This window comes from Paraburkholderia acidipaludis NBRC 101816, from assembly GCF_000684975.1.
In the GTDB taxonomy this organism is placed as follows: Bacteria; Pseudomonadota; Gammaproteobacteria; order Burkholderiales; family Burkholderiaceae; genus Paraburkholderia; species Paraburkholderia acidipaludis.
In genome coordinates, this window is sequence record NZ_BAXZ01000016.1 from 1 (window position 1) to 18,692 (window position 18,692).

Annotated in this window: 17 protein-coding genes; 8 read left to right on the forward strand and 9 right to left on the reverse strand. The window is 64.7% G+C overall.

The window, feature by feature from the left end:
• From BAC01S_RS17910 to BAC01S_RS17925, 4 genes are all read left to right on the forward strand, one after another.
• On the forward strand, nt 1-532 hold a 532-nt coding region (locus BAC01S_RS17910; protein ID WP_027796017.1), incomplete at its 5' end, for an aromatic amino acid lyase.
• Between the two features lie 70 nt (nt 533-602).
• Nucleotides 603-2,291, forward strand: coding sequence for a urocanate hydratase (gene hutU, locus BAC01S_RS17915; RefSeq protein ID WP_027796018.1), 1,689 nt, complete (start codon nt 603-605; stop codon nt 2,289-2,291).
• 201 nt (nt 2,292-2,492) lie between these two features.
• Nucleotides 2,493-3,341: a bifunctional allantoicase/(S)-ureidoglycine aminohydrolase gene (locus tag BAC01S_RS17920; protein WP_027796019.1), complete on the forward strand. Its 849-nt coding sequence runs from the start codon at nt 2,493-2,495 to the stop codon at nt 3,339-3,341.
• 15 nt (nt 3,342-3,356) lie between these two features.
• A complete protein-coding gene (locus BAC01S_RS17925) occupies nt 3,357-4,238 on the forward strand; it encodes a LysR family transcriptional regulator (RefSeq protein WP_027796020.1) in 882 nt (293 codons plus the stop codon).
• Between the two features lie 8 nt (nt 4,239-4,246).
• On the opposite strand, the gene BAC01S_RS17930 is transcribed toward BAC01S_RS17925, so the two are convergent.
• The 3 genes from BAC01S_RS17930 to BAC01S_RS17945 all read right to left on the reverse strand — a co-directional run bounded on the left by BAC01S_RS17930 (nt 4,247) and on the right by BAC01S_RS17945 (nt 8,025).
• The gene (locus BAC01S_RS17930; protein ID WP_027796021.1) at nt 4,247-4,672 is read right to left on the reverse strand and encodes a DUF934 domain-containing protein; all 426 of its coding nucleotides are present in this window, start codon (nt 4,670-4,672) and stop codon (nt 4,247-4,249) included.
• Nucleotides 4,669-6,459, reverse strand: coding sequence for a nitrite/sulfite reductase (locus BAC01S_RS17935; protein ID WP_027796022.1), 1,791 nt, complete (start codon nt 6,457-6,459; stop codon nt 4,669-4,671). Before BAC01S_RS17935 ends, BAC01S_RS17930 begins: the two co-directional genes overlap by 4 nt.
• 144 nt (nt 6,460-6,603) lie before the next feature.
• A complete protein-coding gene (locus BAC01S_RS17945) occupies nt 6,604-8,025 on the reverse strand; it encodes an aminotransferase-like domain-containing protein (protein ID WP_027796023.1) in 1,422 nt (473 codons plus the stop codon).
• 358 nt (nt 8,026-8,383) lie between these two features.
• On the opposite strand from BAC01S_RS17945, the gene BAC01S_RS17950 reads away from it, so the two are divergent.
• Nucleotides 8,384-8,587 (forward strand): DUF2970 domain-containing protein, encoded by a 204-nt coding sequence (locus tag BAC01S_RS17950; protein ID WP_027796024.1) that lies wholly within the window; start codon nt 8,384-8,386, stop codon nt 8,585-8,587.
• Between the two features lie 13 nt (nt 8,588-8,600).
• Here BAC01S_RS17950 and BAC01S_RS17955 read toward each other — a convergent pair whose 3' ends face one another.
• From BAC01S_RS17955 to BAC01S_RS17970, 4 genes are all read right to left on the reverse strand, one after another.
• Nucleotides 8,601-9,503, reverse strand: coding sequence for a LysR family transcriptional regulator (locus BAC01S_RS17955; protein WP_027796025.1), 903 nt, complete (start codon nt 9,501-9,503; stop codon nt 8,601-8,603).
• A 141-nt stretch (nt 9,504-9,644) separates the two neighbouring features.
• Complete coding sequence (locus BAC01S_RS17960; RefSeq protein WP_043202651.1) at nt 9,645-11,759, reverse strand: 2Fe-2S iron-sulfur cluster-binding protein; 2,115 nt, start codon at nt 11,757-11,759, stop codon at nt 9,645-9,647.
• Between the two features lie 40 nt (nt 11,760-11,799).
• Nucleotides 11,800-12,411 carry a glutathione S-transferase family protein gene (locus tag BAC01S_RS17965; RefSeq protein WP_027796027.1) on the reverse strand — a complete coding sequence of 204 codons (612 nt, stop codon included), beginning with the start codon at nt 12,409-12,411 and terminating at the stop codon, nt 11,800-11,802.
• A 128-nt stretch (nt 12,412-12,539) separates the two neighbouring features.
• Complete coding sequence (locus BAC01S_RS17970) at nt 12,540-13,049, reverse strand: DUF302 domain-containing protein (protein WP_245616613.1); 510 nt, start codon at nt 13,047-13,049, stop codon at nt 12,540-12,542.
• Between the two features lie 450 nt (nt 13,050-13,499).
• Between BAC01S_RS17970 and BAC01S_RS17975 the strand changes: the two genes are divergently transcribed.
• The 3 genes from BAC01S_RS17975 to BAC01S_RS17985 are packed head-to-tail and all read left to right on the forward strand — an operon-like array spanning nt 13,500 to nt 15,551.
• On the forward strand, nt 13,500-14,093 hold the full coding sequence (locus BAC01S_RS17975; protein WP_027796029.1) for a cytochrome b/b6 domain-containing protein: 594 nt from the start codon (nt 13,500-13,502) through the stop codon (nt 14,091-14,093).
• Between the two features lie 2 nt (nt 14,094-14,095).
• Nucleotides 14,096-14,887 (forward strand): molybdopterin-dependent oxidoreductase, encoded by a 792-nt coding sequence (locus BAC01S_RS17980; protein ID WP_027796030.1) that lies wholly within the window; start codon nt 14,096-14,098, stop codon nt 14,885-14,887.
• Nucleotides 14,888-14,936: 49 nt separating this feature from the next.
• Complete coding sequence (locus BAC01S_RS17985; protein WP_027796031.1) at nt 14,937-15,551, forward strand: hypothetical protein; 615 nt, start codon at nt 14,937-14,939, stop codon at nt 15,549-15,551.
• A gap of 26 nt (nt 15,552-15,577) precedes the next feature.
• Here BAC01S_RS17985 and BAC01S_RS31680 read toward each other — a convergent pair whose 3' ends face one another.
• Entirely contained in the window at nt 15,578-17,131 is a 1,554-nt protein-coding gene (locus BAC01S_RS31680; protein ID WP_043202652.1) for a MutS-related protein, read from the reverse strand.
• A complete protein-coding gene (locus tag BAC01S_RS17995; RefSeq protein WP_027796032.1) occupies nt 17,128-18,663 on the reverse strand; it encodes a MutS-related protein in 1,536 nt (511 codons plus the stop codon). The genes BAC01S_RS31680 and BAC01S_RS17995 overlap by 4 nt, the downstream gene beginning before the upstream one ends.
• Between the last annotated feature and the right edge of the window lie 29 nt (nt 18,664-18,692).

Genomic DNA, 18,692 nt, shown 5'->3' on the forward strand with positions numbered 1-18,692 from the left:
AGTGGCATTCGCGGCGGACAATCTGGCGCTGGCCGCCGCTGAAATCGGCGCGCTGGCCGAGCGTCGCATCGCACTGCTGATCGACGCGACGCTCTCGGGCCTGCCGCCGTTCCTCGTGAAGGATGGCGGTGTGAACTCGGGCTTCATGATCGCGCACGTGACGGCGGCGGCGCTCGCCTCGGAAAACAAGACGCTCGCGCATCCGGCTTCGGTCGATTCGCTGCCCACGTCGGCGAACCAGGAGGACCACGTATCCATGGCGACGTTCGCCGCGCGCAAGCTCGCCGACATCGCCGACAACACGGCGAACATCCTCGCGATCGAACTGCTCGCCGCGGCCCAGGGCGTGGACCTGCGAGCGCCGCACCAGACGAGCCCGGCGCTCGCGCACGTGATGCAGACGGTGCGCAGCGAGGTGCCGCATTACGACCTTGACCGCTACTTCGCCCCGGACATCGCGGCCATGACGCGTCTCGTGCAGAACGGCACGATCGCCGCGCACAGCCCGCTGACGTTCGCATCCGAGCAATAAGCGCGGCAGGATTTCACGAATCGCAGTTCGAACCCCGCAGTTCGAACCCAATAACCATTCCGAGGGCGTCATGAACCACCCCAATTTCACCGATCCGCGTCTCGATCCCACCCGCACGATCCGCGCGCCGCGCGGCAGCGAGAAGGTCTGCAAGACCTGGCTGGCCGAGGCGGCCTACCGGATGATCCAGAACAATCTCGATCCGGAAGTCGCCGAACATCCGCACGCTTTGGTCGTGTACGGCGGCATTGGCCGCGCCGCGCGCAACTGGGAATGCTTCGACCAGATTCTCGCGTCGCTTAAGGACCTGAACGAGGACGAAACGCTGCTGATCCAGTCGGGCAAGCCGGTGGGCGTGTTCCGCACCCACGCGGACGCGCCGCGCGTGCTGCTCGCGAACTCGAACCTCGTGCCGCACTGGGCCACGTGGGAGCACTTCCACGAACTCGACCGCAAGGGCCTCATGATGTACGGCCAGATGACGGCGGGCAGCTGGATCTACATCGGCTCGCAGGGCATCGTTCAGGGCACCTACGAAACGTTCTATTCGGTGGCGAACCAGCACTTCAACGGCAACCCGAAGGGCCGCTGGATTCTCACCGGGGGCCTGGGCGGCATGGGCGGCGCGCAGCCGCTCGCGGCGACCATGGCGGGCTTTTCGATGATCGCGGTGGAATGCGACGAGACGCGCATCGACTTCCGCCTGAAGACGCGCTACGTGGACCGCAAGGCAAAGACGCTGGATGAGGCGCTCGCGATCGTCGAGGAAGCGAAGCAGACCGGCAAGCCGGTCTCGGTGGGGCTGCTCGGCAACGCAGCGGACGTGTTCGCGGAGATCGTCAAGCGCGGCATCACGCCGGACTGCGTGACGGACCAGACTAGCGCGCACGATCCGATCAACGGCTACCTGCCGCAGGGCTGGACGGTCGAGCAGTGGCGCGAGGCGCAGAAGGTCGCGCCGGAAAGCATCGTGAAGGCGGCGAAGGAATCGATGGCCCACCAGGTGCGCGCGATGCTCACGCTGCAGGAACGCGGCGCGGCCACGCTCGACTACGGCAACAACATCCGCCAGATGGCGCTGGAGATGGGCGTGGAAAACGCGTTCGATTTTCCGGGCTTCGTGCCGGCGTATATCCGCCCGCTGTTCTGCGAGGGCAAGGGGCCGTTCCGCTGGGTGGCGCTCTCGGGCGATCCTGAGGACATCTACAAGACCGACGCGAAGGTGAAGGAGCTGATTCCCGACGATCCGCACCTGCACAACTGGCTGGACATGGCGCGCGAGCGCATCGCGTTCCAGGGCCTGCCGGCGCGGATCTGCTGGGTGGGCGTGAAGGATCGCTACCGTCTGGGCCAGGCGTTCAACGAGATGGTGAAGAACGGCGAGCTGAAGGCGCCGATCGTGATCGGGCGCGATCACCTGGATACGGGCTCGGTGGCGAGCCCGAACCGCGAGACGGAAGCGATGAAGGACGGCTCGGACGCGGTGAGCGACTGGCCGCTGCTGAACGCGCTGCTGAACACGGCGGGCGGCGCCTCGTGGGTGTCGCTGCACCACGGCGGCGGGGTGGGCATGGGATTTTCGCAGCACTCGGGCGTGGTGATCGTGGCGGACGGCACGGCGGCGGCGCACGAGCGTCTGGGTCGGGTGCTGCACAACGACCCGGCGACGGGGGTGATGCGGCACGCGGACGCCGGCTACGAGCTGGCGCAGCAGAGCGCGCGCGAAGCGGGCCTGAAGCTGCCGATGCTCGGCCGATGAGCGGCGCGCACGCATTGCCGGAAGACATCGGCGGTGCGTGCGTCCGGCACCGCGATTCGGCAGAGGAGTCGCGGCGCACTACCGTCCGACCGCCATCCATTCATAATTCGAATACACAGCATTTCAATATTTAATTTGTCGATGATGCGTGCGTCCGATAGGGTGTCGATATTCAACACCCATCCGCACGGAGCCCGCCGAATGTCGTCGACCCCTTACTACGCACCGCACGGCGGCCATCCCGCCCAGACCGAGCTGCTGACCGATCGCGCCATGTTTACCGAGGCGTACGCAGTCATTCCAAAAGGCGTGATGCGCGACATCGTCACGAGTCATCTGCCGTTCTGGAACAACACCCGTCTCTGGGTGCTGGCGCGTCCGCTCTCCGGCTTCGCCGAGACATTCTCGCAATACATCATGGAAGTGGGCCCGGGCGGCGGCAGCGAGCGGCCCGAGCTGGACGAGCACGCGGAAGGCGTCCTCTTCGTGGTCGAAGGCGAGATCTTGCTGACGCTCGAAGGCGTCGAACACCGGCTCGTGCCGGGTGGCTACGCATTCATTCCGCCGCGCACGAACTGGTCGCTGCACAACGGCTCCAACGACTGCGCGCGCTTTCACTGGATCCGCAAGCACTACGAAGCAGTGGACGGCGTGCCGCTGCCCGATCCGTTCGTGAAGAACGAACGCGACGTCGAGCCGATCCCCATGCCCGGCACGGAAGGGCGCTGGGTGACGACGCGCTTCGTCGACATCAGCGACATGCGCCACGACATGCACGTCAACATCGTCACGTTCGAGCCCGGCGGCGTGATCCCGTTTGCCGAAACGCACGTGATGGAGCACGGTCTCTATGTGCTCGAAGGCAAGGCCGTCTACCGGCTGAATCAGGACTGGGTCGAAGTGGAGGCGGGCGATTTCATGTGGCTGCGTGCATTCTGTCCGCAGGCCTGCTACGCGGGCGGCCCTTCGCGCTTCCGCTATCTGCTGTACAAGGACGTCAACCGTCAAATGAAGCTCACGCTCGGCGCCCCGCAAACGCGCAGGGGGTAGGAGTAAAATGGCCGGATGAAAGGCAACGGAAAAGCGCGCACGCCGCTGTTCGATCTGGACTTGCTAAGGGCCATCGTGATGGTGGCCGATTGCGGCACGTTCACGGCGGCAGCGGCGCGGCTTCATTCGACCCAGTCGACGGTGAGCCAGAAGGTGCAACGTCTGGAGGAGATGGCGGGGCACAAGCTGCTCGAGCGCGGCAGCCGCGACGTGCGCCCGACCGATGCGGGCGAGACCTTGCTGGCCTACGCCCGGCGCATGCTGGCGCTCAACGACGAAATGATCGAGTCCCTCGCGGGCGAAGCGGTGGGTTCGACGGTTCGCCTCGGCGTGCCGGAGGATTTTGTCGGCGGGCCAACCACGCAGCTGCTCGCGACGTTCAATCGCAAGCATCCCCAGGTGAAGCTCGAAGTCACGAGCGGATTGTGCCGGGACCTCGCCCACAGCTACGATCACGGCAACCTGGATCTCGTGCTATTGAAGCAGCGGCACAACAGCCGTGAGGCAGTGGCCTGCTGGCCCGAGCAGCTACGCTGGATTGACAGCGCGAAGTATCCGTCGATCCAGCGCGATCCGGTTCCGCTCGTCGCGTTCCCGCCACGCGGGCTGTATCGCGACGACATGACGAACGCGATCGAAGGGCTCGGTCGCCGTTGGCGCATGAGCTTCATCAGCACCAGCCTGAGCGGCATCCAGGCGGCCGTGGCCGACGGGCTCGGCATCAGCCTGCTTCCGGCGCGAGCGGTCACCGCCGATCACGTCGTATTGACACCCAAAAGCGGACTGCCTTCCATCGACACCATGGATATCGCACTGCTTCATCGGCCGACTGCCGATACGGCCGTCACGGAGCTGGCGCGGGCGTTGTCACGGATGTTCGGAACGCCGCGGCGGTAAGGCTCACGTCAGTCGCACCGCACTTGTTCAGCTTCAGCCTCGCTTGACACTTTTGCCCGCCACGGCGCCTCTCGCAAGACATCCCCCTGGTAGAACGCGCGAAACCGTTCAAGCTGGCGCAGCGCGTCCTCCATGGCAACCCCATCGCTCAGCACCGCACTCGAAAATCCCATGCGCTCCATCTGCAGCAGTTGGTCGCCAAGCACCTCGCCTGTCGCGCGCAAGTCGCCGCCAAACCCGAGCCGGCGCCGGATCAGATAAGCCTGGCTATAGGCGCGTCCATCGGTGAACGAAGGAAACTGAAGCTCCACGCGCGACGCGCCGGCGATGGCGTCGGCGTGGTCAAGCGGATCGGCGTCGTTGGCAAGAACCAGTACGGATGACGAAACATCCGCAGTCTGTTCGAGGGCGCCAAGGAGATGAATACGCGTCATACCGTGCCCTCTGCCGTCGCACGAACCGTGTCAGCGGCGGCCTTGAACGGTTCGATGCCGATACGGCGAACCGTTTCGATGAACGTTTCGCAGCGCTCGCCGCGCGGCTCGCGCTGCTTGAGATACGCGGCAAGCAGCGCGTCGATGACGTCGGGCACTTCCTGCGCCGCGAACGACGGACCGATAACCTTGCCGGCCCTCGCTTCGCCGCTGGCCGCCGACCCGTCGGAGCCGCCGACCGTGATCTGATACCACTCGGCGCCGTCCTTGTCGACGCCCAGTATGCCGATATGGCCGCTATGGTGGTGGCCGCACGAATTGATGCAGCCGCTGATATGCAGGTCGATCGCGCCGATATCGTTCAGTTCGTCGAGATCCTGGTAGCGCTCCATGATGCTTTGCGCGATCGGCAGCGAACGCGCATTGGCCAGTGCGCAGAAGTCGCCGCCGGGGCAGGAGATCATGTCGGTGAGCAGATGCACGTTCGCGCTCGCGAGGCTGGCTTCGCCGGCTGCATGCCAGAGCGCAAGCAGGTCGTCGGCGTGAACCCACGGCAGCACGACGTTCTGGGTGTGCGTGACGCGCGCCTCGCCGGCCGAGAAGCGATCCACGAGATCCGCCACGCGCTCGAGCTGGTCGGCGGAGGCATCGCCGGGCGCCTGCAGCGGGCGCTTGAACGAGAGCGTGACAATGCGCAGCGACGGCTGCTTGTGGGCGCAAACATTGCGTTCAAGCCAGCGCCGCAGCTGCGGCGTGCAGGCAGCCGCGGCCTCGAGTTCGGCGGCGGCAGTCGCGCTGGCCGCTCGATTCGCAACGAGCTTCGGCGGCTCGACGAAACAGGCGCTCACGCGTTCGAACTCGGCCTGGGTGATCGTGTGGGGGCCGCCGTCGTGGTCGACGATCTGCCGGAACTCCTCCTCGACGTCGTCGAGAAAACGCTGGCCCTCGGCCTTCACGAGAATCTTGATGCGCGCCTTGTACTTGTTGTCGCGGCGGCCGTACTGGTTGTACACGCGCACCACGGCCTCGATGTAGTTCATGATGTGCCGCCACGGCAGGAACTCGCGCAATACCGCGCCGATCACCGGCGTGCGCCCCATGCCCCCGCCCGCGGTCACGCGAAACCCAAGCTCGCCGTGTTCATTGTGCAGAAGCCGCAGGCCCACATCGTGCCAGTCGGTCGCTGCGCGGTCTTCGGCGGCGCCCGTCATGGCGATCTTGAACTTGCGCGGCAAATAGGCGAATTCCGGGTGGAGCGTGGTCCACTGGCGCATGATCTCGGCGAACGGACGCGGGTCCACGATCTCGTCGGGCGCCACGCCCGCGCGCTCGTCGCACGAGATATTGCGAATGCAGTTGCCGCTCGTCTGGATGCCGTGCATGTTCACCGTCGCAAGCAGGTCCATCACGTCGGCCGACCTGGCGAGCGGAATCCAGTTGAACTGAACATTGGTGCGCGTCGTGAAGTGCGCATGTTGCGTGGGCAGGCGCACCGTGCCCAGCTTGCGCTGCGCTTCGAGCGCACTGCGGTAGACCTCGGCCTCGGGCTCGTCGTATTCGCGGGCGATGCGCGCCAGCACACGAAGCTGCTCGCTCGACAACTCGCCGTAAGGCACCGCTACGCGCAGCATGGGCGCATGGCGCTGGACGTACCAGCCGTTTTGCAGGCGGAGCGGGCGAAACGCGTCTTCGCTCAACTTGCCGCTCTGCCAGCGTTCGAGCTGATCGCGGAACTGTGCAGCGCGGCTGGCCACGAAGGCCTTGTCGAATTCGGTGTAACGATACATGGTGACTGCGAGGGGCCGGGAACAGGAGAAGAGGGACGCCACGACGGTATCGCGTCGGCATCCGGCCCTCAAGCAGCAGATGCAGCAAAAATGAGCGCAGCAGATGGCGTGCGCGCAACAGCACTCAGCGGCGCCCAGTTGGCTTCAGCTCCGCGCGCGTACCTCGGGATGCACGAGCAGGGTCCCCAGCGTGCGAATGGCTTCTTCGATGCGCGCCGACCACGGGTGCCCGTAATTGAGGCGAATGCAGTTTTCAAACGCGTGCGCGGCGGAAAACATCGGGCCGGGCGCGACGCTGATACCGTGCTCGATCGCGAGGCGATGCAATGCCATGGCGTCGATGGCTTCGGGAAACGTGAGCCAGAGGAAATAGCCGCCTTCCGGGGCGGACTGCTGCGTGCCGACGGGCAGCCAGCGCCGGATCGCCTGCGACATGGCCTCGCGATGGCTTTGCATCGCGAGGCGGATCTTCTTCAGATGGCGCTCGTAACCGCCGTGTTCCAGGTAATCCGCTATGCCAGCCTGAACCGGGATGCTGGCCGAAAGCGTCGTCATCAGCTTGAGGCGCTGCACGCGCGCGGCGAAGCGCCCGGCGCTCGCCCAGCCAATGCGGTAGCCGGGCGCGAGCGTCTTCGAAAACGAGCTGCAGTGCATGACGAAGCCGTGACGGTCGAATGCCTTGGCAGGCGGCGGATAGCTGGGCGAGTAGTGCAGTTCGCCGTAGACGTCGTCCTCGATGAGCGGGACCTCGTGTTGCGCCAGCAGGTCGACGAGCGCCTGCTTTTTCGCGGCGCTCAGCGTGACGCCGGTAGGGTTCTGGAAATTCGTCATGAACCAGCAGGCGCGGATGGGATGCCTCGCGAGTGCCTCCGCCAGCGCTTCGAGGTCGAGTCCGGTCAAGGTGTCCACGGGGATCTCGACGGCACGCAGGCCAAGGCGCTCGATGGCCTGTAGCGCGCCATAAAAGCCAGGAGATTCGACCGCGACGACGTCGCCCGGCTGCGTCACGGCCATCAGGCAGAGATTCAATGCTTCGAGCGCGCCGTTTGTGACGACGATATCCTCGGCCGGCTGCGAGATGCCGACGCGCATATAGCGCAGCGCAATCTGGCGCCGCAGATTTTCGTTGCCGGGCGGCAGGTCGACCACGGTGCTCCACGGACTGACGCTGCGCGCCGCCTGGCCCAACGACTTCGCAAGACGCGCAAGCGGAAAAAGCAGGGGTGAAGGGAAGGCCGAGCCGAGCGGCACGATGCCCGGCCGCTTGGCGGCGTCGAGCACCGAGAAGACGAGCTCGCTGATATCGACGGTGGCGGACTCGCCGGTCGTGCTACGCGTTGCGGGCTTGCCGCCCGTGGCCGGCGGGTTGACGAAATAGCCCGACCGCTCCGCGGCGCGCACGAGGCCCCACTGCTCGAGCAGATAGTAAGCGCGCGTCACCGTCGACTGGCTGACGCCGTGCTGGGCAATGAGCTGACGCAGCGACGGCATGCGCGAGCCGGGCACCAGATTGCCTGAGCGGATCTCGGCAGCCATGCTTTTGGCGAGGCGTTCGTAGCGGGTCATTCGTTCTCTTTCGATGCTGGGCGTTCGATTCGATACCGCGTGTTCCGGCTCGATTTTCATACGTCTCGCCGGGCTTGGGAAGCGATCTGCTGCGGCGATTTTCTCGCCGTCTGCTGCTATACGATGCCGGCCGCGGCGCGCAACATGGCGTCCAGCGCGCATCGAAGTCCGGGTCTGTTCTCCCGGGATGCGCCGGGATTACTGCGCGAGTGCCCGGACCATCACCCTAAACCCGCAGAGCTTGCGGCTCCAATGCCTGTAGCGCGGCAAGCGCTTCGCCCCGGTGCATATGTGCCGGGGCATTTTCGCCTCGACGGCCGGGCAGCGTGCCTTGGGACCGGGCGAAATGGAGAAAACGATGGAATTCTTGCGCCTGGTGCGTATTGTCTTGTGGAGCTTCTTCGGCGTGCGCAAAAGCGCGGCGCACGAAGCCGATTTCGCCAAGGTGAAGTTCAGCTTGCTGCCGGTGGTAGCTGTTGGACTCGCGGCAGCCATTGCCGGCGCCATTCTTGGCGTGGTGCTGCTGGTCGCGCATTCTACGGGCACGGTTCAAGGCTTTTAAGAGCGCGTGCCGGCTAACGGTTCAACGAAGCATGGGCGCGCAGGCGCTCGGTCGCCAGATCGAGAAATGCGCGCACCTTGCGTGTAGGGTGACGGCCCTCGCGGTGCAGCAGGTGAATCGGCGACGGCGGCGGCTCGTGATCGGCCAGGATGATCTGCAGTTGCCCCGAATCGAGCTGCTGCGCGATCTGGTAGGACAGCACTTGCGTCACGCCGAAGCCGTCTACGGCAGACGCTATCGCCGAATCGTTGGTCGTAGTCGAGAGCCGCGCGCGCAACTGCGACCCGGCGCGCTGCGACCCGGCGCCGAAGCGCCATTCGGATAGCGACGAAGCGCCGGCCGCCGAAATCAGCACATGCTGATCAAGCTCGCCCGGCGTCCGCGGCGCCCCATGCCGGGCCAGATATTCGGGCGACGCACAAACCACGCGCCGCACGCTGCCTACGCGTATGGCCTGCATCGACGAATCGGCGAGTTGCCCGATCCGCACGGCGACGTCGATACCTTCGTCGAGCATATTGACGACGCGGTCGAGAAACCAGGAGCGCACGTCGACCTCCTCATACATGCGCAGATAGTCGAGCACGATGGGCGTCACGTAGATCCGGCCGAACAGCACCGAGGCGGTCAGCGTCAACAGTCCGCGCGGCAGTTGCTGCGCGCCGGCGACGGCAAGATTGGCCTCCTCCAGATCGCTGAGGATGCGGCGGCAACTGTCCGCGTAGCCGGCCCCGGCGTCGGTGACGCGGACGATGCGCGTGGTACGGGTAAGCAAGCGCACCCCGAGATCGTTTTCGAGTTCGCTCACCATGCGCGTGACGACGGAAGGCGACACGTGAAGCTTGCGCGCCGCCGCTGCAAACCCCCCGGTGTCGACCACGGAGAGAAACGCGGTCATGGCCTGCAGACGGTCCATAGGAAACGGTGATCTGCCTCCCGGCAGACGCTCAGTATCAGATGGCCGCAGTATATACAGTCGGGCGCCGTTGAGCCCGGTCGGGGAGGGCCGCACAGGGCGTGGACCGCCGCGATTACGCGTTCGCGCGGCCGCAGGGCATCACAGATCGAGGACCAGCGAGGAGGGCGCGCCGTCCCGGTTCGCTGCCGGCACGGCGCAGCAGATCAAGGCCTCGCGGTCGCCGACCGACGCGGCGGGTTGCTGGTCCGGATAGGCGACCGCGCCTTCGAGGATGCGCGTGCGGCACGTCCCGCAACTGCCGCTGCGGCAGCTGTACTCCGGCGCGAGGCCGCTCGCTTCGGCGAGATCGAGCAGCGTGCCGCCCGCTTCCGGCGTCCAGCGCGCTTCCTTTGCCGCGCGCGCGAAGCGAACCGGAACCGCCTGCACCGCAGGCTGCTGCGGCGGCGCAGGCGGTGCCGACGCATCGGGTGCGCGCCTGAGCGCCGCGGGACCGAAGGCCTCGGCGTGGATGCGCGAATCGGCAACATTCAGCCCACGCAGGCCATCGTAGAGCGACTGCATGAATCCGGCAGGCCCGCACAGATAGAAGTCGTAGTCGTTGAACGGCAGCACCTCGCTCAGCATCGGCATATCGATGTGTCCGCTCGCCTGGTAATCGACGCCCGATGTTGCGCCGGCCGGGTCGCTCAGCACGTTGACGAGCCTCACGGCACCGCCCGCCTCGTGAACCAGCGCGCGCAGTTCGTCGTCGAACGCACGTTCCGCTTTCGTACGTGCCGCGTAGAGGAACCAGGTTGGCCGGATGCGGCGCGTGCGCAGCCCTTCGTAGACGAGGTGCCGCAGCATCGCGAGCATTGGCGTCACGCCAACCCCGGCGGCGAGCAGCACCGCAGGCCGGGCCGCGCGCGCATCGATCGTGAAGTTGCCCGACGGCGCGCGGGCTTCGATCAGGTTACCTAACTTCATCGTGTCGTGAAGATAACGCGACACCCGGCCCTCGCGCTTCACGCTGATCCTGTACACACCGTCCGAGGGCGCCGCCGAAAGCGTGTACGTCCGCAGTGTCGGCTTCGCGTCGCCCGGCAAGATCACGCGTATGGGCAGATGCTGCCCCGCCTGATGACGCACGAGACCTGCATCGTCGGCAGGCTCCAGGTAGAACGAACGAATCGAACGGCTTTCGTCGGCAATGCGTGCCACCTTGAACGGCCGCCATGCGTTCGCGAGCGCATTCGCCCTCATGCGCTCCGCGGCTTCGGTCCAGTTGCCGGTCAACCGCACGTTTGGCGAAGCGCCGTCGGCCTGTACGGTCCAGCGCAATGGCAACGCCTCGGCACGATAGACCACGCGTCGAGGCGTAAAGCGCCACAACCGCTCCGCGCCCTGAAACGCCGCGATTTCCGGGCTATCGAGCACGACCTCGGCATGGCCGGTGAGCTGCAGCAGATCGCCCGTTGCGTAATCGATAAACACGAGACCCGCGCGTGGATTCAGGATGAAATTGCCGAGCGTGTTGAAGAAGAGATTGCCGGCGAAGTCGGGGATCGTGAAGACGCCGCGCTCGTCGACGCGCACGAAGCCCGGCTTGCCGCCGCGATGCGATACGTCCACCTGGCGATGGCCATTCTCGCGATCGACATACGACGCGACAAAAAACGAATCGGCGCGCGAGATGAGACCACGAGCGCGCTCATCGAGTTCGCTGCCGATCACCGGCGCGGCGGCGCCCGGCGCCGAGGGATCGCGCACGAAGCTGAAATCGCGTTTGGTGATGTACTGCGGACAGTTGCCGTAACTTTGCTCGACCCGCAGATCAAAACCCGCCGCGCCGCCATCCGCCGCGCGCTGCACGGTGCCATTGAGACGGTTGCGGCGCCGTGTCGGCAGTTCGATGCCGAGCAGCGCCATCGAGTCGCCGTCGTTCATCCCGGCTTCGGCAGGATCGGCGGAATCTCGGCTCAGCTCGATGTGCAGGCGGTACGCGTCCGCCGCGCTCAGAAAACCTGGCTGGTTCGCGCGCACCGTCGCCCATGCGTCGCCGTTCGCGTCCACGGCGCCCAGCACCACGAACGGCAACTGCGGATAGAACCGCCGATGCTGGTCGATCAGATGATCGCGCACAGTGCGGCGGCCAACCGCCTCCATCTGCTCGACCACGCCCGCCGCCTGTTGCATCGCCAGCTCGCCGGCATGCCACAGCGAAGAAGCGGTTGTGCCGGAGGCAACCGGAGACGATGGGGCGACGGTGTTCATGATCGAGCGTCCTCGAACAGGTGCGAGGCGGGTCCGGCGGTCAGGCCCGCAGACCGATCGGCGTCTGGATGAACGGCACGAAGCGGGGCAGGGACTCCATGCGGGTGAGCCATGCCGCAACATGCGAGTAGCCGCCAAGGTCGACATTGCCTTCCGGCGCATTCGCGATATAGCTGTACAACGCCACGTCTGCGATGGTGGGATGAGGCGCCGCGATCCATTCGCGGCCGTCGAGCTCGGCATCGATCAGTTGCAGAATGGCGTGCGCGCGGGAGATCGTCTCGTCGGCATTGAACGGTGCGCCGACAAGCGTGATCAGACGTGCGGCGCACAGGCCATAGGCAACCTGACCGGCCGCCACGGACAGCCAGCGTTGCACCGCCGCTGCGCCAGCGGCCGTTTCCGGCAGCCAGTCGGTCCTCTGATACTTCTTCGCGAGATAAACCAGGATCGCGTTCGAGTCGGGGATCACCGTGTCGCCGTCGACCAGCACCGGCACCTGACCGAAACGATTGATCTGAAGGAATGCCGGCGTCTTGTGTTCCCCGGCCCGGAGGTCGAGGGAAACGAGCTCGTGCTCGACGCCAAGCAGCGAGAGAAACAGTTGCGCGCGATGTGCATGGCCCGATAGCGGCGTGTAATACAGTTTCATTAGGCAGTTCCTGGACTGGGTGGAAAACGTGGATCAAGACAATCCACTGCAGTCTAAGGATGCCCCGCTGGGAACTGAATACGGCACCGCGCGATTTCACTATTGCTGAAACGCGAATGGTGCGGGTGTCATTGCCCGCCGGCCACCCCCTGTAGCAGCATGCGCACGCCGGACAGCGGCGCGACCACGCTCTGCGGCAACTCGTAATCCTGCAACAAGACTTCGCCGACATCCGCAAAGTCGATATGCGTCGTGCCGCGTTCGTCTTCCCAGACCACGGCGCGCAACGGCAGTTCCACGGCGGCGTGAGGATTGGCCGCCATGACGGGTGTGCCGCCCTTGGGATTGCCGAAGAGGAAGAGCCGCGTTGGCCTCAGCGTGGTTCCGGCGCTTTCGGCCGCAGCACGTTGATCGATATCCGCGAACAGGGTTAATCCGCGCGACTTCAGTGTTTCGATCAGGCGCGAAACGGTGGTCGGGAAATCGTGCTGGCTCGGCAAGGACTGGGTGCGGGCGGGATAGGGAATTTGTGGAGCTTGGGCAGTCATGGTCTGAGATCTCCGGGTTGCGGCGATGAAGAAGGGTTTATGAGATTTTACATAACATAATTTATCAACCTCAGTGGTTGTAGTGGCCAAGTTGTAATGTCCGCTTTTAGCCAAGTTCAAATGTCCGCTTTCGAGTTGATCGTACGCTGACCGGCCGCGGGAGATCCAGCACCTGATCGCCGCGGCGATAGGATTGACCTGCCGATAGCGATAACCGCTGTCATTCGCGACGGCGGAATGATACGAACGACGCCTCAGCGCTCATCCGGCGGACCCACCGATAAATGGGGCCAGCCATTGCAGGCCACCTCCACGCAGCCAGCACGATTCCCGGGGTCGGTCATTTGACCGATACCGCCGCCGCGGCGCGCAAGCGATCCTTGTCACCGTGCCAACCCGGTGCGATTTCGCTTTCCTCACCACGGCGGCTGGGTAACGGACCCAGGAACCTGGCAATGCTAATCATACGACTGCCCATCATGAAACGCCTGCCCCCCGCACCCGTGACACCCCTTCCATACCGTTGCCGGTGAGGTCGCTTTGAAGCACGTAACGATACATCCCGTGTGGGTCCGCCTCTTTCACTGGATCAATGCCGCCTCCGTCGTCGTGATGTGCCTGAGCGGCTGGGAGGTGTATGACGCATCCCCCGTCTTCCCCGCCATCCGGTTTCCGCCGTCCATCACGCTCGGCGGCTGGCTGGGCGGTGCGCTGCTTTGGCACTTCTCGGTCATGTGGGTCCTCGTCGCGAACTTTCTCGGCTACCTGGGCCTCGGTGTCGTCACGGGGCGGCTGCGCAAAAAGCTGTTTCCGGTCAGCGTCCGCGCCATCGTGTCCGACCTCGCGGCGGCGCTGCGCGGCAAGCTCGGGCACGACGATCTCAGCCGGTACAACGCCGTGCAGAAGTTCGCCTATCTCGCCGTGATCGCCGATATCGCGCTGCTGGTGTTGTCTGGTCTGACGATCTGGAAGCCCGTTCAGTTCGCACTGCTGCGCACCGTGATGGGGGGCTTCGACAACGCGCGCGTCGTCCATTTTGTCGCCATGAGCGTGCTTGTCGGTTTCCTCGCGGTGCACGTGGCGATGGTTGCGCTCGTGCCGCGCTCCCTGCTCACCATGATCCGAGGCCGCTAATCATGAATCTTCGAAAACGCTTGCGCGCACCCGATCCGGCCTGGCAGCCCGACGCGGCATCGATCGTGAAGGATGCGCAAAAGGAGCTGCAATCGTCCACGCGGCGCTTGCTCGGCAAGCGGATCCTCACACTGGGCGGCCTGATGCTGTTATCGGGTTGCGACCTGACGAACGACAAGTCGGTCAATGCCCTGCTACGCAAAGTGTCTTCGTTCAACGACGATGCGCAAGCGCTGCTGTTCGACCCGCGCAAGCTGGCGCCGACCTATCCGGAGTCGATGATCACGCGTCCGTTCCCGTTCAACGCTTACTACGACATCGACCAGGTGCCCGACGTCGATGCGCGGACCTATCGTCTCGAGCTTGGCGGCCGGGTCAAAGGCAAACGGGTCTGGACGCTCGACGAACTGCATGCCCTGCCCCAGCAGAGCCAGGTGACCCGGCATATCTGCATCGAAGGCTGGAGCGCGATCGGGAAGTGGGGAGGCGTGCGGTTCTCCGACTTCCTCCTGCGATGCGGCGCCGATACTACCGCGAAGTACATCGCACTGCACTGCGCGGACAGCTACTGGACCAGCATCGACATGCCGACGGCGCTGCATCCCCAGACGCTGCTCACGCTGACCTACGACGGCAGCACGCTGCCCGCGAAGTACGGCTTTCCGATGAAGCTCCGGATGCCTACCAAGCTCGGCTACAAAAACCCGAAGCACATCGTCGCCATGACGGTGACGAACGAATTTCCCGGCGGCTATTGGGAGAACCAGGGCTATAACTGGTTCGGCGGGTCCTGAGCGCAAAGCCGAGGATTCTTCTAATCGCAACACACCAAACGGAGCAATCATGTCCCTACGTCTCAAACTCGCTGCTTCCCTCACCGCCCTGACACTCGCCGGCACCGCATTCGCCCAATCCTCAGCCGACAAGCCCGAGCGGATCCGCGGCGAAATCGTGTCGCTCTCGGGCGACACCTTGAAGGTGCATCGTCACAGCGGCGACACCATCACGATCGAAGTCAAAGCCTCCGCAGGTCTGAACGCGGTGAAGGCGATCCAGCTCAGCGACATCAAGCCGGGCTCGTACGTCGGCGCGGCGGCGATGCCCGGGCCGGACGGCAAGCTGACCGCGAAGGAAGTGCTGGTGTTCCCGGAAGCCGCGCGCGGTACGGGAGAAGGCCACTACGCCTGGGACTTCGGCGCCAACAGCACGATGACGAACGCCAACGTGGATACCGTCGTGCAAGGCACCAATGGCCGCGATCTCAAGCTGTCGTACCAGGGCGGCAGCAACACCGTGACTGTGCCGCCCGGCGCGCCGGTCGTGACGCTCATTCCGGCCACCCGAGCCGAATTGACGGCGGGCAAGAAAGTGTTCGTCGTCGCGACCCCGGAAAAGGACGGCACATACGAAGGACAACTGGTCGTGGTCGAAAAGGACGGCGTAGCGCCGCCGATGTAATCGGAGACTCACGGAACCCGGGATTGCTAATAATCCGCCTTCGAAAGGACTCCTGCGGATGGCGATACCGGATCTTCCTCGCCGTTTTCCGGACCGAAAATCTGCCGGTACAGATCCTGCCCGAAGCTGGTCTGCAGCGGTTCGGCCTCGATCAGCCGGAAGGTACGCTCGCCGTCGTCGCGTCGCTGCGCGCGCAGAAAGAGCGTCGGAAAGGTGCCGTTGTCGTACAGGCCTCGCGCGAGCGTGAAGAGATGGGTGACGAGGCAAATCTTCACATGCTTCTCGAGCAACGCATCGACGATCTGCCGCCCTATCTCCGAGCCCTCGCGTTCGTTCGTGGAGGCAAACGACTCGTTCGACAGGAAAAGCGCGTGCTCGTCCAGGTGATCGACAATCTCGCTCATGCGCCCCAATTCCTCGTCGAACTTGCCGCCGTGCATCGTTGCGTCCTCTTCGCGCTTGTAGTGCGTGAAGATACCGCTCGCCACGTTCGCCTCGAACGCCGCCGCGCCAACGAGCATACCCGCCTGCATCAACACCTGGGCGATGCCGACGCTGCGCAGGAAAGTAGACTTGCCGCCCTGATTCGCACCCGTCACGACGATGAGCTCCTTGCCGTTCGCCTCCGCGTCGTTGCCGACCGGCGGATGGTCCATGCGCAACGCGAGGCTGACGTCATAGAGCTCGCGAAACCGGTACTGCCGGTCCGACATCGGCCCGCACGCCGGCATGCAGACCGGCATGCCGCGCGCAGCGAGATCGGCCCGCAGGTTGAGGACGCCGAGGTAGAAACCCAGCTCCGCCCGCAGCATCGAGAAAAAGCTCTTGATGTGATCCGCCGACTGCGCGAGGGCGTTCGCCACGTGATCGATGCCCCGCGCTTCCAGTTCGGACAGTGCCCGCGCGCCGTTCTCGTCACGATCTGCAATGCGAAACGTTCTGGAAGGCGGCCGCTTCGCGAAGAGCCGGCGAACCACGTTCAAGGGGCGCTCGTGCGGCTTGCGCAGCACGTAGTGCGCACCCTTGTTGCCACGCCCCGGCTGCGCGCTGATGAGCACCCCGTCACGGAACCTCAGCTCCTTCAGGCAACCCTTAATCGTGGTGACGTACTCGTCCGTCAACTCATCACGGATCATGGCATGGAAGCGCCGGAAGCCGGGCGACTGGAACTGGCCGGCCTGATGGTCGGCGATGGCACGCAGCTTGCCCAGCAGCGGGACGAAAGCCTGCACCAGATCGCGTGCCGAATGCAGCACGCTGGAGGCCGAGGCGGTCAGCCCCCAGTAGAAACTCTTGCGCTCCACCTCCACGGCTTCGACCGAAATCGCATAGAGCTCCCGGACCGCCGCCTCATGGTCGATGCAGTCCCCGAGCACCGCCTGCCGATACCGGATGGCGTCGGGATCGGCGAGACTCACGGGCACCACCTTGCTCGCGATGTCGTGCAGGTAATCGTCGCCGGCCGACATGGCACGATACACGGTATCGAGCGCCAGGTCCTGAATGAGCGTCTTTTCGTTCCACAGGGCATCGCGGCGCCAGTCGAAATCGCGCGCCTCGTAGAGCAGATAGGCTTTCATGATGCGAGTCGCTCCCTGAGACGTTCACCGGTCAGTCCGTATTGCCCGGCCACCGATACCGCGTAGGCACGCCCGTCGGCCGGCCGCCGGCGCACGCGGAACGTGCGCGCCGACGGGTCGCCGGGCGCGATCTCGCTGACCATGCTGACCGTCTGCGGGCCAAGCTGCGCAAGTTCCTCGATGAACGTCACGCATACGCCCAGCGCGTCGAGTTCCATGATCTTGCCGATGATCCGGCGGCACAGGAACAGCGCGTCGGCCAGTGTGGTCGAACTGAAGATCTCGTTCATGAGGATGATGCTGCGAGGCGTCGCGTGAGAAAGAATGTCGTGCATACGCATGAGGTCGTCCTGAAGCTTGCCCCGCAAATCGGCCGTGTTCTCTTCGCGTTCGAAGTGGGCGAAGAGCCGGTCATACAGGAACAGGCTGGCGCGGCTGCCCGGCACCGGGCACCCCAGGCTCGCTACGAAATGCAGTTGTCCGAAGGTTCTGGCGAAGGTCGTCTTTCCGCCGTTGTTCGGTCCCGATACCACGAAAAGGCGTTCCGGTCCTTCGAGGTACAGGTCGTTGCAGATCACGGGCCGCTTGTCGGCGCAGAGCTTGCGGGCGAGCGCGATGTCGAACGCGGCGTCGCAGCGCACCGACTTGCCGGTCGACGAGACCGCCGGATAGCTGAACGGCAAACCCGCGTCGCGGCACGGCTGAATGTAGCTGTGGTACGCCACGTAGAACTGGATTTCCCGATCGAACGCTTCGACGGTGACGTCGAGATAATCCGCGTGTTGTGTCCGGAAGCGTGAAAACCGCTCAAAGGGCTGTGGATTGAGTTCGGCGGCGCAATCGAGAATCTGCGCCTCGACGTGATTCATCTCCGGCCATTCTTTCAGTTCGACATGGTGATCCTTGACGTCGCCCTGCTTGAAGCGCTCGAAAATGCCGAGCACGTAGGCACTGTAGTCGTTCTCCCCGTCGTAATCGAGCACGGTAACGGCGTTGCCGCGGAGATGAATGCAGTAGCGGACGGCATCGAGCGCCGCCTTCGCCTCTTCGACATCGCGCAGAAGCGCGGCGAACGCTTCGCCGTCCAGATAATCGCGTAGCCACCCGGCGAACCCAGCGAGGCCTTTCGACTTCGGCGTCGCCTCGTGCAATGCGTCGCAGAGCGCCTTTGCCGCGAGGCAGTACTGCGCCGCGGCCTCCAGGAACCACCACTGCTTTTGCCGAGGGTAATAGAGGTGCTCCGCCTGCGCGAGATACGCCCGCATCTTGCGCATGGAGAGCGCGAACGCCTGGACACCGCCGGCTATCTCGCTGCGTTCCAGATCGCGCATGATCTCATGCCGATATGTCACCGCGCTTTCGCGCTTCAGCTCCGTGCGAAAGAACGGCATGAGGCGGTATTCGTCGTAGCCTCGCGTAATGTCGTTCACGACCTGATCGAGATTCAGGTCTCCGAAGAAATCCGGCTCGGCCACGTCGCCGCGCGGCGGGCCGTCCCCGGGCAATTCGAAAAGGATGCTGTGGAATGCCATGTCCCTTCCTGCTTCGCGTGTACGCCGTA

Coding starts and splice junctions, on each gene's coding strand:
- hutU (WP_027796018.1), top strand. CDS start 603: ATGAACCACCCCAATTTCACCGATCCGCGTCTCGATCCCACCCGCACG.
- BAC01S_RS17920 (WP_027796019.1), top strand. CDS start 2,493: ATGTCGTCGACCCCTTACTACGCACCGCACGGCGGCCATCCCGCCCAG.
- BAC01S_RS17925 (WP_027796020.1), top strand. CDS start 3,357: ATGAAAGGCAACGGAAAAGCGCGCACGCCGCTGTTCGATCTGGACTTG.
- BAC01S_RS17930 (WP_027796021.1), bottom strand. CDS start 4,672: ATGACGCGTATTCATCTCCTTGGCGCCCTCGAACAGACTGCGGATGTT.
- BAC01S_RS17935 (WP_027796022.1), bottom strand. CDS start 6,459: ATGTATCGTTACACCGAATTCGACAAGGCCTTCGTGGCCAGCCGCGCT.
- BAC01S_RS17945 (WP_027796023.1), bottom strand. CDS start 8,025: ATGACCCGCTACGAACGCCTCGCCAAAAGCATGGCTGCCGAGATCCGC.
- BAC01S_RS17950 (WP_027796024.1), top strand. CDS start 8,384: ATGGAATTCTTGCGCCTGGTGCGTATTGTCTTGTGGAGCTTCTTCGGC.
- BAC01S_RS17955 (WP_027796025.1), bottom strand. CDS start 9,503: ATGGACCGTCTGCAGGCCATGACCGCGTTTCTCTCCGTGGTCGACACC.
- BAC01S_RS17960 (WP_043202651.1), bottom strand. CDS start 11,759: ATGAACACCGTCGCCCCATCGTCTCCGGTTGCCTCCGGCACAACCGCT.
- BAC01S_RS17965 (WP_027796027.1), bottom strand. CDS start 12,411: ATGAAACTGTATTACACGCCGCTATCGGGCCATGCACATCGCGCGCAA.
- BAC01S_RS17980 (WP_027796030.1), top strand. CDS start 14,096: ATGAATCTTCGAAAACGCTTGCGCGCACCCGATCCGGCCTGGCAGCCC.
- BAC01S_RS17985 (WP_027796031.1), top strand. CDS start 14,937: ATGTCCCTACGTCTCAAACTCGCTGCTTCCCTCACCGCCCTGACACTC.
- BAC01S_RS31680 (WP_043202652.1), bottom strand. CDS start 17,131: ATGAAAGCCTATCTGCTCTACGAGGCGCGCGATTTCGACTGGCGCCGC.
- BAC01S_RS17995 (WP_027796032.1), bottom strand. CDS start 18,663: ATGGCATTCCACAGCATCCTTTTCGAATTGCCCGGGGACGGCCCGCCG.